The organism is Gimesia aquarii (assembly GCF_007748175.1).
Lineage (GTDB): Bacteria > Planctomycetota > Planctomycetia > Planctomycetales > Planctomycetaceae > Gimesia > Gimesia aquarii_A.
Genome location: NZ_CP037422.1, coordinates 1,892,405 through 1,904,706 on the forward strand (window position 1 = coordinate 1,892,405; position 12,302 = coordinate 1,904,706).

General features: G+C 43.9%; 8 protein-coding genes. 5 read left to right on the forward strand and 3 right to left on the reverse strand.

Features of this window, described 5'->3' with window-relative positions; all coding sequences use genetic code 11:
• Window positions 1-259 precede the first annotated feature (259 nt).
• The gene (locus V202x_RS07560; protein ID WP_232098903.1) at window positions 260-1,564 is read left to right on the forward strand and encodes a PQQ-binding-like beta-propeller repeat protein; all 1,305 of its coding nucleotides are present in this window, start codon (window positions 260-262) and stop codon (window positions 1,562-1,564) included.
• Window positions 1,565-1,647: 83 nt separating this feature from the next.
• Here the strand turns inward: V202x_RS07560 and V202x_RS07565 are convergent, their stop codons facing one another.
• Both V202x_RS07565 and V202x_RS07570 read right to left on the reverse strand, forming a co-directional pair.
• A complete protein-coding gene (locus tag V202x_RS07565) occupies window positions 1,648-2,442 on the reverse strand; it encodes a hypothetical protein (protein WP_145172659.1) in 795 nt (264 codons plus the stop codon).
• Window position 2,443: 1 nt separating this feature from the next.
• On the reverse strand, window positions 2,444-3,817 hold the full coding sequence (locus V202x_RS07570) for a MotA/TolQ/ExbB proton channel family protein (RefSeq protein WP_197993276.1): 1,374 nt from the start codon (window positions 3,815-3,817) through the stop codon (window positions 2,444-2,446).
• 521 nt (window positions 3,818-4,338) lie between these two features.
• Here V202x_RS07570 and V202x_RS07575 point away from each other — a divergent pair.
• The 3 genes from V202x_RS07575 (at window position 4,339) to ppk1 (ending at window position 9,165) form a co-directional block, all read left to right on the forward strand.
• Complete coding sequence (locus V202x_RS07575; RefSeq protein WP_145172663.1) at window positions 4,339-5,361, forward strand: ROK family protein; 1,023 nt, start codon at window positions 4,339-4,341, stop codon at window positions 5,359-5,361.
• Window positions 5,358-6,977 carry an HD domain-containing protein gene (locus V202x_RS07580; RefSeq protein WP_145172665.1) on the forward strand — a complete coding sequence of 540 codons (1,620 nt, stop codon included), beginning with the start codon at window positions 5,358-5,360 and terminating at the stop codon, window positions 6,975-6,977. Before V202x_RS07575 ends, V202x_RS07580 begins: the two co-directional genes overlap by 4 nt.
• A 70-nt stretch (window positions 6,978-7,047) precedes the next feature.
• Window positions 7,048-9,165, forward strand: coding sequence for a polyphosphate kinase 1 (ppk1, locus tag V202x_RS07585; RefSeq protein WP_145172667.1), 2,118 nt, complete (start codon window positions 7,048-7,050; stop codon window positions 9,163-9,165).
• A gap of 582 nt (window positions 9,166-9,747) precedes the next feature.
• On the opposite strand, the gene V202x_RS07590 is transcribed toward ppk1, so the two are convergent.
• Window positions 9,748-11,046 (reverse strand): Gfo/Idh/MocA family protein, encoded by a 1,299-nt coding sequence (locus V202x_RS07590; protein ID WP_145172669.1) that lies wholly within the window; start codon window positions 11,044-11,046, stop codon window positions 9,748-9,750.
• A gap of 626 nt (window positions 11,047-11,672) precedes the next feature.
• Here V202x_RS07590 and V202x_RS07595 point away from each other — a divergent pair.
• A complete protein-coding gene (locus tag V202x_RS07595; RefSeq protein ID WP_145172671.1) occupies window positions 11,673-12,272 on the forward strand; it encodes a two-component system response regulator in 600 nt (199 codons plus the stop codon).
• The last annotated feature ends 30 nt before the right edge of the window (window positions 12,273-12,302 follow it).

Genomic DNA, 12,302 nt, shown 5'->3' on the forward strand with positions numbered 1-12,302 from the left:
GACCCCAAAAACTGATTTTCCCCCTCAGCTCTCTTTAATTTTCTCAGACTGATCCACGATCATTGGCATCTTGTACAGGAATTTTCAGTCATTGATTGCAGCCACTCGTGCAGACGCATATAATTACTGACAATGAATTGAATCTGTGTCATTCCCCGAGAGGCCATAGCTCAGCTTCCACAAGCTGAAACGAGCAACATGGGTCTCAAATTTAACAACCCACCCGATCTCCAAGATCTCACAAAAGGATTAATTCACTATGACTGACTCGATGCCCGTTCGCCTACTTTTGGCAGCTTTGCTGGTTAGTGGACTCACATTGTCATCTCATTCTGCCGAGCGTACTCAACTCTCAAAGTCCTGGAAACAATGGAGAGGACCAGACCGCCAGAATCATTCCACAGATACAGGACTCATTCAGGATTGGAATGAACATCCCCCCAAGCTGGTTTGGACAGCCACTGGTTTAGGCAAAGGTTATGCCAGTGTTTCGATTAAGGATAACCGTTTATTTACAACCGGTAATCTTCCCGAAGGCCAGGCCGTGATCGCAGTCAACACCGATGATGGCAAAATTTTATGGAAAACGAATCTCATTGATTCGAACCCCAAGCACGGTTATCCCGGTGCGCGTTGCACACCTTCCATCGATGGAGATCGGCTGTATGCGATTTCTACGAATGGTGCGATCTCTTGTCTTAGTGTCGCCGATGGAGAAATTATCTGGACGAAAACCTTTGAAGAAGAGTGGGATGGAAAAATGATGTCTGGCTGGGGCTTTTCAGAATCTCCCCTGGTAGACGGCAATCTGGTTTTGTGTACTCCCGGCGGGGAAGATGCAATGATTGTTGCCCTGGATAAAACCACAGGAAAAGAAGTCTGGAAAACTTCAGTATCAGACCTGGGAGAAAAAGGGAAAGATGGAGCCGGCTATTCCTCAATCGTGATTTCCAATGCTGGCGGAGTAAAACAATATGTCCAACTCACCGGTAGAGGTTTGATTGGCGTGCGTGCCAGTGATGGTAAACTGCTTTGGAATTATAATCCTGTTGCAAATAAAGTTGCCAATATTCCAACTCCGATCGTCTCTGGAGATTATGTTTTTTGTTCAACTGGATATGGAACCGGCAGTGCACTGGTAAAATTGTCCAAAGACGGAGACGGCATCAAGGCAGAAGAAGTTTATTTTCTGAACGCCAAAACGTTGCAAAACCATCATGGAGGCATGATTCTGCACGATGGTCACATCTATTGCGGACATGGACATGGAAAAGGGTTTCCGATCTGTATTAATCTGAAAACGGGCAAAGTGGTCTGGGGCGGAAGGATTCGTGGTGAAGGTTCAGGCTCCGCTGCGATTTCTTTTGCCGATGGAAATTTGATTTTCCGCTATGAAAGTGGTGATTTAGCTTTAATTGAAGCGACTCCCAAAGAATACATCTTGAAAGGCAGCTTCAAAGCAGACCAGGTGTTGGGCAAAGCCTGGGCACAACCTGTCATCTGTGGTGGGAAACTTTATCTGCGAGAGCAGGATGTGTTAATGTGCTATGATTTGAAAAAATAGACACAAATTTGAATTCGAGTGAAATAGAAAATCCCTGCCGAACTTCATCGACAGGGATTTTTTGTTGAGCTTCTACTTTAACTTTAGCCAGTAGTGTTTTTAAACCTGCTCAAGTCAATTTTTCCATTCCCTTCGACTGGTAATTTTCCATTCGGGCAATAGCGAGAACGGGCTACACTTGAAGCAATGTTATAAGTGTAAACCGCATCCTGGCGAACCAGAAAAATCACAGTCCCTTTCTTTTGCGCACCGATTTTATCGAGCAGCTCAACAAACGGTAGACTTTTCCTTAGGTCATCTCTACGGACTCGTAAGGACTTTGCAGGACCATCCAGGACGACGATTCCGTTTTTTGTACATTCAATAAATGTTGGCTTCAGGTCTACTCCCGTACCACCTGATTGAATTCTCACCTCAGCGGCCACAGGATTTTCCCGTTTATTTAATTCCTTTTTGAGCTTATCAATTTCCTGCTGAAGCTCCATAGGATCGTCTTTGATCTCTTCGATGCGTTTTTCAAGACGATTGGCCTCTGCCAGTAGTTTGACTTTTTCCTCCGGGCTGATCTCATTCGGTATTTTATTTTTTTCCTGTTTGAGTTTCTTTAACTCTTCCAAGGCTAAAATCAAATCACGGTTCAATTTTGAAATATCTTCGATCTGGTCTTTCACCTGATCGATTTCTTCCTGTTTCGCTTCAATTTTTTTCTGTTGTTGTTCAAATTCTTCGGCACGCTTCCAGGAATCGTCCTGATTATCCATTTGACTTAACGCGAGCGCTGTGATCATGAGTGTCAACACACCGATCACACATGCCAGAATACTCAGAAACGGAAACAATGAAACCGCGTCTTCATTGCTTTTCTTCTTTTTAGCCACGCTATCGTACTTTCCTTGAACTACCGAAGAGCCCCCATTTTTTACGAGGTGCTTCTACTTGCTGAATGAGCACTTGCTTTTCTCCCAAGTCAGCCAAAACTGTGTTGAGCCCGTTTAACCCCTGTTGCACACCATTGAAGGACTGAGAAAGTACTTCTGCGGCTTGCGCCATCTCATTTGCATCGCCATTCATTTTTTCTAGTTGAGTAACTTGCTCGGACTGGAGTTCCGTCATTTTTGCTTGCACTACTTCCATTTGTTCCATTACAGAATTGTGCTCTGCAGTCAACTTCTCAATGACATGTTGGGTTTTATTGAGTTGTTCTTCCTGTTGGGTCCGAATTTTATCATCGATTTTGCCCCAGGACTTCATAACTTGCTGAGACAGGGTACTGCCGATGCCTTCCAGTTTCTGAGTCCAGGTTTGTAGCTCTGCATGATGGTCGGCCATTGCCTTATCTATCGTTCGCTGAATCAGACGTCGATGATCTTTCTCAGAGCCACTACTGGCATGATCACTTTCCTTAAGCCGCTTTAACAGGTTTTCGTTGCAGTATTCATCAACCCAATTGAGTAGATCTTCTTCCGATTTTTGCATCGAACTACTGGGAAACATAACGAGCATACTCATCACCAGTGCGACCAATGTCGTATCGAAGGCAGTTGACAACCCACCGGTCACACCGTTTAGAGAATCTTTCAAGACAGAGATATCCTGAGCCGCATCCATGGATCCAGAGAAACTTCCCACAGACTCACTGATCCCCATCACGGTACCAATGAATCCCAGGATCGGAATGGCCCAAATAAATACTTTGAGCATGGTATAACTGGAATCAATGGCGGTTGCGTCAATTTCTGATTGTGACTGTAATCGGCTGGAGACTTCGGAACTACTTCCTAAAACACTAAAATGCTCTAAACCTCGCAAGACTCGATTGATCAAAAAACTTTCACGAGGATCAACGGGAAGTCCATTCACATGTTCAATGAATTTTGAGACCGTCTTTTCTGAAATTTCTTCTGAAATATCAATCGGCAGTGTATCAAAGAGCATCGAGTCTTTTTGCTTGGCTAACTTGCGAGACTTTAGAAACAGAATCGCACCGGACCAACTCATCAGAAACACAAGCACAAACGGAACCCATCCGCGGTCTAGAAAGAGTTCACCCAGGTAATAACCCCGAATCGGAAAAATCAACACATAAAATGCGATTGAAGTCACAAGCGCAATTGTAGCACTTTTGGAAAGGCTGACTTCGGTTCCGTCAGCCCAGCCACTGGATGCGGCTTTCTTACTGCCTCGGCTGCCTGAGGTTTTTGTAGTAGGGCCGGAAGAACTCGAAGAGGATAGATCAACGGACGTGTCAATCATTGGTGTTTCCGGCCGTTTCACTAACATTGCATGGTGGCAATACGGACATCGGACCTTTTTGCCTATATTTTCGTCACGAACTTTGAGTTTCTTGGAACATTTTTCACAGGGAAACTGGAAATACATGGAAGGAATCCCGGGGTGTAGTAAGTTGATGTATAGTATGGGGTGTTTTTTGAGATCTCTGTTGAGAAAGCTCGCAAAAAGACAGTTTATCCAAGCGGCGGCTGTCTCAAAAGTCAACCGCGTGCTGCATTCTCTTAAACTATTGAAAGAGCTGAATTGTTAGAGTGTGCGAGTTTCAAAGGGATAATCTCTGATACAAATCTACATTATTGGTACGATTATAAAAATTCATACTCCTTACTTGTTTATTAAGTTCTAAATTCATCAGAATACACGACATATGAGCTTTACTGTATACTAGAGGTAGCTCGAAGGCACATCATACACACGAACAAAGCCATGCCGTTAATTTGATTCGAGTGAAGACAAAATCCTTAACATAGAAAAAGTAATACATGTCTACTGATTCAATTAACGCCGGTAAACAATATTGGGCTGGTTTTGATTTGGGTGGGACCAAAATGCTCGCAAAAATCTTCGATTCTGAATACCAAACTTTGGGCAGAAAACGGAGAAAGACCAAAGGTCATTCAGGCGTGGAATCTGGCTTGGAGCGTATCGCGCAAACAATCCATCAGGCTCTGGAAGAAGCCAATCTGAAGCCAGAGGGGTTAGCGGGCATTGGCGTCGGCTGCCCGGGTCCATTGGATCTAAAAAAAGGGGTTATCTTCGAAGCCCCCAATCTGGGTTGGTATGATGCTCCCGTCAAAGAAGTACTGGAAAAAGAGTTTGGTTGTCCCGTTGTCATTTGCAACGATGTCGATGCTGGTGTTTTCGGTGAATACCGTTTTGGAGCGGCCAAAGATTCTACTTCTTCAATGGGTATCTTCCCCGGAACGGGGATCGGAGGAGGGGCCGTTTATCGTGGTCAACTGGTCCAGGGAAGTAAAAGCTCCTGCATGGAAATTGGCCATACTAAAGTTTTACCCAGTGGCCCCGAATGTGGCTGCGGTCAGTATGGATGTCTGGAAGTGTTTGCCAGTCGCCTGGCAATATCAGCAGCTGCGGCACAGGCTGCTTATCGTGGTGATGCACCTAAGTTACGTGAGCTGGCAGGAACCGATCTCTCTGATATCAGGAGTGGAATCCTAGCTGCTGCAGTTCAAGGAGGAGATGAAAGCGTTAAAAAAATTATTTTACGTGCAGCAAAATATATCGGAATCGCTGCCGGGAATATGGTGCATACATTCTCGCCTGAAGTAATTGTTCTGGGAGGCGGATTGATCGAAGCCATGCCCGATCTGATAGTACCAGCAGTCGCTGAAGCCACTCGTGAGAAAGTGATGCCAACATTTAAAGATTCGTTTAAAGTCGTAGCCGCCCAATTAGGGGATGACTCCACTGTGATGGGAGCCGCGGCTTGGGCACAAAAAGTGATTCAAGAAACGCCATCGTTGAGAATTGAAACGAAAGTATGAACACAAAAGATTCACCACTCGCCGAAACGACTGCCGGTTCCAATCGTCCAGATTCGGCTCCCAATCGATTGATCGCTGTAATCGATATCGGTACGGGAGCCATTCGCATGGCCATCGCAGAAATTAAAGAAGACGGCAGCGTCAATACACTGGAGAGGCTTTCTCAAGCAGTGACACTTGGTGAAGATACTTTTCAGACCCGTAATATTCAAAAACCGACAATGGAAGAGTGTGTACGAATTCTCAAAAGCTATCGACGCAGGTTGGACGAATATCAGATTACTCGCGATGATCAAATTCGTGTTGTCGCCACGAGTGCTGTTCGAGAAGCCGACAATCGACTTGCATTTACCGACCGAATTTTTATCGCGACTGGTTTTGAAGTCGCACCTCTGGATGAAGCCGAAGTGAACCGGATTACCTACCAGGGAATTCGGCCTTACCTGACTGCAAAACCCAATTTGGACGAAGCACGAACCATCGTTACTGAAATCGGGGGAGGAACCACTGAACTTTTATTAGTACAACATGGAGACGTGCTGTTCTCCAAAAACTATCGACTCGGAGCATTACGACTGCGTGAAATGCTGAAAGGGTATCGCGTTCCCTTGTCCAAAGAACGTACGATTATGGAGAATCAAATTGAGCGTGTGATCGAACAAATTGTTCATGAAGTTCCCGGTGATAAATCGCTCAAACTAGTCGTACTTGGCGGGGATGTTCGATTTGCACTATCTCAATTACGACCCGAAGACGAAATTCCTGGTCCCAATGATTCAGCTGATGAACTAGATCGGCTCAAAGTTTCTGAGTTGAGTAAATTCACAAACAAAATTCTACAAAAAGATGAAGACCAATTGGTTCAAAACTATCACCTTTCCTTTACAGATGCAGAAACACTGGGACCTGCGTTATTAGCATATACAAAACTGGCAGAAGCATACCAACTGAAACATATTTATGTAACAAAAGCCAATTTTCGTGATGGCCTCTTGAAAGAAATGGCAGATCAGAATAACTGGTCGGACGAATTTAACAGACAAGTGATTCGTTCGACGGTAGACTTTGGCAAACGCTTTGACTTTGATGAAACGCATGCTCGACATGTTGCGTTTTTGGCCGATACTCTTTTTCAGTCACTACAGAATGAACATAAGCTTGATTTGAAAAATCGGCTCTTACTCTATACAGCCGCTCTACTGCATGAGATTGGAATGTATGTGGACCAACGCGGCTATCATAAACACTCGATGTATTTAATCAGTAACGGAAATCTGTTTGGTTTGGGACAGTCAGATTTGTTACTCGTCTCATTAATCGCGCGCTATCATCGGCGTGCTTCCCCTAAAGCGACTCATCCAGGATATTCAACATTAGATCGAGTCAGTCGGATTGCCATCGCAAAAATGGCTGCGATTTTGCGGGTAGCCGATGCACTGGATCATTCTTATAGTCAGCGTGTCCAGGAAATTGAATGTGAAATTGTTGAAGGACAGTTGATTATTTCAATACCACATGTGGAAGATGTTTCTCTGGAACAAATCGCATTAGTGGAAAAAGGCCCTTTATTTGAAGAAGTCTTTGGACTCAAAGTCCACTTAAGGAAAAAGAAATAGACGCGATGTTTCTCGCGGCTGCTTAGTCGTAAAATGCAAATCTACAACTCGATTTTTCAACAGGTTGCACATGGCCTCTAAAGCATCAAAATATCTTAACCGAGAATTAAGCTGGCTTGAATTTAATCAACGGGTGCTGGATGAAGCCCATGATGCATCAATCCCCTTACTGGAACGATTAAAATTTCTGGCGATTACCAGTTCGAACCTCGACGAATTTTTTATGGTCCGCGTGGGTGGTCTCCATTTGTTGCAGGCAAGTGGCAACACAACGCCGGATCCATCGGGAATGACTCCCAGTGAAACCCTGAAAGCGATCAGTTTACGCGCTCATCATATGATGGTTGAACAGTATCAATGTTTATTGAATGAAATTGAGCCGCCTCTCTCAGAAGCCGGATTTCAAAGAGCGAATCCTCTGGAACTGACTGACTCACAGAGACGAATTGTCGAACATGTGTTTCGAGATGAAATTTATCCCGTACTCACCCCCATGGCAGTAACACCAGAAATGGAGTTTCCATATCTGGTAAATCATACGCTGAATATTATTGTTCGACTGGCACCGGCTGAAAACAGTGAGAACAAGCAAAATCGATTTGCCATTATCCCTTTCGGTAGAACAGAATTTCGATTTATTACGCTCCCTTCCGAGGGTGGGTATCAGTATTTACCTATGGAAGACGCGGTCAGTTTATTTATTGAACAGTATTTTCAGGGTGAGCATGTTTTGGAAAGTATTCCCTTTCGTGTGACAAAGAATGCAGATGTCAGTCTGCAAGATGAATTTGCTTCTGATCTATTGCATCAGATGGAGGATATGCTGGATCAGCGGAAGCAGGGAGATTGTATCCGTCTGGAAGTCGCCGAAAACGTTTCGGTTGAGACCTTGGAATTTTTGGAACGGGGCTTAAGTGTGCGCGATGAGAATGTCTACCGCATTCCCGGGCCCCTGGATCTGACCGCTTTTATGAGACTGACTGATATCTCTGGATTTGAATCACAGAAAGATCAAGCCTGGCCACCTCAACCCTCTCCGGATGTGAACCCTCGCATCAGCATGTTCAAGAATATTTCAAGGCAGGATATCCTGTTATGCCATCCTTACGAAAGCTTTGAGCCAGTTGTCAGGCTAATCGAAGAAGCCGCCGTTGATCCTGATGTGTTGGCCATCAAACAGATTCTCTATCGAACCAGTAAACATAGCCCGATCGTAGCGGCATTGATTCGTGCGGCTGAGCAAGGCAAACATGTGACCGCAATTGTTGAACTCAAAGCTCGTTTTGATGAAGCGCGGAATATTGAATGGGCTAAGAATCTGGAACATGCCGGAGTACAGGTCATTTATGGTGTAAAAGGGCTTAAAACACATGCGAAGATCTGCTGCATTATTCGCCGTGAACCGCATGGAATTCAGCGTTACATTCATTTTGGCACAGGCAACTATAACGACGCGACTGCGAAAATATATAGCGATATCAGTTACTTCACCTGTGATGAAGTTTTAGCATCTGATGCAATTAACTTCTTTAATTCGATCACAGGGTATTCTCTGCCACAAAAATATCAAAAACTGGAAGCGGCCCCCATCGGTTTGAGAGACAAAATTCTTGACCTGATCCACCATGAAACAGAACGCAAGAAACAAGGGCAGAAGGCAAGAATTATCGCAAAAGTCAATTCACTCGTGGATCCAGAAATTATTGATGCATTGTATCAAGCTTCAGAAGCCGGAGTTAAAATCAAATTGAATATTCGCGGGATCTGCTGTCTGCGCCCCGGTGTCTCCAAGTTAAGCAAAAATATTGAAGTCGTTAGCATCATCGATCGGTTTCTGGAGCATGCACGAATTCTGTATTTTTATCATGGTGGTGATGAACGAGTTCTGATCTCCAGTGCCGATTGGATGCCTCGGAACTTAGATCGACGCGTTGAGTTACTGGTGCCGATTGAGGAAGAAAAAAGTCAGCGAAAGTTAGTGAAAATTCTGAACAGTTATTTTGCCGATAATGCCAAAGGTCGAGTATTAAATAGCGATGGCGTTTACGAACGCGTCACTCCGGGTAAAGATAAAAAACGTGTACGCTGTCAGCAGGCTTTGTACGAAGAAGCGGTTTCAGCCGTGAAGCAGGCAGAAAAAGCCGGGCGTACCATTTTCGAACCGCATATGGCTCCCGAGGATCAGTAGTCAATGAATACACGATGTTTTATTTATGACAATTTCACTACACAAGAAATCAGGTCAAATCTAAAACCAGAGTGAAAACACGGTGATTGCCTGTAAAAATCAGGAGACTCACTAAAGTCTTATCCTACACCTCTATAATAAGTTACGATTTTTGATTATTGCAGGCCCTCTGGATTTCAGCTGATTCGAACTAAAAAGGTATTGCCTCAAATTTGGGATTTGCAAAAATAGGGTGTAGATCATGTATCGCACCCACGCAGTGCGATAGGACTAGAGCCTGTATTCAAGATTGGAGCTACAAACCGATGATGAAACAGGGAGTTTATCTAAGAAAAGGAGGTGATTGAGTGGACAGTTATTGTTGTAGCCAGAAAGGTGGTTGTACTTAGCGACTTCTGGCGGGTTGTCAGAGACAACCACCACTCGTGAGGATCACCTCGATCCTAACGAAATTTGAACGGGGCTGACCTGCATCACTGTGGGTCAGCCTTTTTTGAAGTATCAAGAAAAAGCGCACCGGAAATTCATTCCGATGCGCTTTTTATCTTTTTGATCTCATTTGATTGATCGTGCCACGATCGTTTAGACTTCGTTGGGAACCACGAATGGTTTACGATACTGGCGAGTTAAGTATTTGTCTGCTTCTGGATCGTCTACAAACTGTTCTGTTTTGGGATCGAAGTTCAGTTGACGCCCCAAGCGAAAGGCAATGTTACCCAAATGAGCAAGGCCGGAACTGGTATGAGCTGTTTCGACAGGGCCATTCAAAGTCTCAGCCTTCCGTGATCGGACAGCATCCAGAAAATTGGTGAAGTGTGCTTCGACGGGATCATCTCCGCTCTTCTTCGGCCCGGGTTCCCGTTTTCGTCCCAGATAGGTCTCATAAGATTTATATCCCTTAACAACCATATAACCCTCCGATCCGTAGAATATGTTACCCACAGTCGCTCCGTCTTCGGTATTCGTATTCCAGGGACGTACTTCAAACTGAATCATTCTATTTTCTTCAGGATAAAAATAGTTTGTCGTAAGAAGTTCCGGTGTCTCTTTATCGTCATCCCACAGGAACTTGCCTCCCATGGCATTAATTTGCGAAGGTAGTTTGACATCCAACCCCCAGAGGCACATATCGGTCTCGTGAACCCCCTGGTTTCCTACGTCACCATTGCCATAATCCCAGGTCCAGTGCCAATTATAGTGCACCAGACGCCGTGAAAAGTCTGTTTCCTGAGCAGGTCCCTGCCAAAGGTTCCAATCGAGATAGGAGGGTACTTTTTCAACAGGCTTTTTTCCGATTGAAGGACGCCAGCGGAAGACGAGACCACGAGCCATATAAACTTTACCAATGGTCCCTTTGCGAAGATGCTCGACTGCTTCCTGAATTGCAGGTTGGCTGCGAAGTTGTACGCCATGTTGCACAATGCGTTTATACTTATCAGCCGCTTCCATCATTTTGCGACCTTCGAATAAATTGTGTGAACCTGGTTTTTCAACATAAACATCTTTTCCGGCCTGGCATGCCCAAATCGTCGCCAATGAATGCCAGTGATTTGGAGTAGCTACTGTAACAACATCAATGTCATCCCGGTCAAATACTTTACGCATATCGGTCTCAGTTTCGACCTTGCGACCATACTTCTTCTCAAATTCGGCAGCACGTTTTTCGAGAACTTGTTTATCCGGATCACAGAGTAACACAACGTCAGCACCTTCAATATTGCCGACAGCCTTGATATGCGTTCTACCGCGGCCGTTCACTCCCAACACAGCGACTCGAATTTTCCCATTGATGTCAGCCCGGGCTGTATTATTCAGTAATGAAGTGGCCGCAACAGCACCAGCACTGGTTTGAAGAAAACTACGTCTCGTGACCTCACTCATAACTCATCCTTTACTGATACTTACTTAATTGATTTTACTTACAAAAAAGCTTCTGATTTGATACAAACGGAACCCCGGTACAATCGTAATCAGCATTACATGCAAAGTCCAGACAATGTAACATCTTCCACCTGAATAACTTCAACGGAAATTTCTTTTATGAAATCATACTCAAAAAACACAGTGTTGTTTCTTTTTTGCATCATTTTGCACAAGGGCGTTAAGTTGTTTATTTGAAGCAAATTTTTCACATTTACCTACTATTTCATCTTAAGTTGTTGCTTTAGATCTACAAACATTTTGAGAAATAGCACAGATCTCATGTTGATACGTGACAACAAAATAAATCTGCTTTGTTGAAATATTTCAAACTCTGAATAAAAGTGTGTTATACTTTTTTCAGAGACGCATCATGAATAAAAATTCACACACAATAGGAATCATTTTTCGAACTGCTGAAATTTTCACTGTAGCAGAATCTACATTCGATAATTTAACGCTCGCTTCTCATTTTGAGAAACGGGCTTTTTTTATATTTGTAACAGTTTGTCAGTGATCATTAGAAACAATTCCGTTTTAAAGTGAATGATAACTATTGAAGTTACCTACTTTCGAAAAGGAGGCGTATGAGAGTCCTTGTTGTTGATGAAGTTGGATACACATGCTATGTGCATACCCGGCTCCTAGAAGAGCTTGGTTATGAAGTTGTGTGTGCCTCATCTGGGTTTGAAGCATTGACCATTTTGGAACAAGACAGCGAAATCAGAATTGTTTTCTCTGAGTTAGTGATGAGAGAACTTGATGGACTCGACTTATTCCTTAAGGTTCAAAAACAAGAACACTACACAGATGATGGTCAATTGGAAGCACCTATGTTTTTTGTCATGACTACTCTACAACCTTCCGATAAATCACAAACTCGACTCGTCGAAAGGCTGGAACTTGCCAAAAAGCTGGGAATTACGGGCGTAATTTATAAATCTCGCGATCGAGAAGAACTCAAAACAGTATTCTCGGAAACTTTACGAACGACGTTAGGAGAACTTTCAGAGGCCGCTCCGATCGATATTTGTACGCCAGCAGAAACACTATGTGAAGTCGTCAAAGACATCATTGAAGCAAAGAACCTCGAAGCTGCAGAAGAATTTTATAATCTTATCATAGCTCAATCTGAATACCTGGAATTTTTCATTACCAGTTCACAGAAGCGAGCCGAGTTGGCATAATTCTCAATAATACTGCACAGACCATATAAC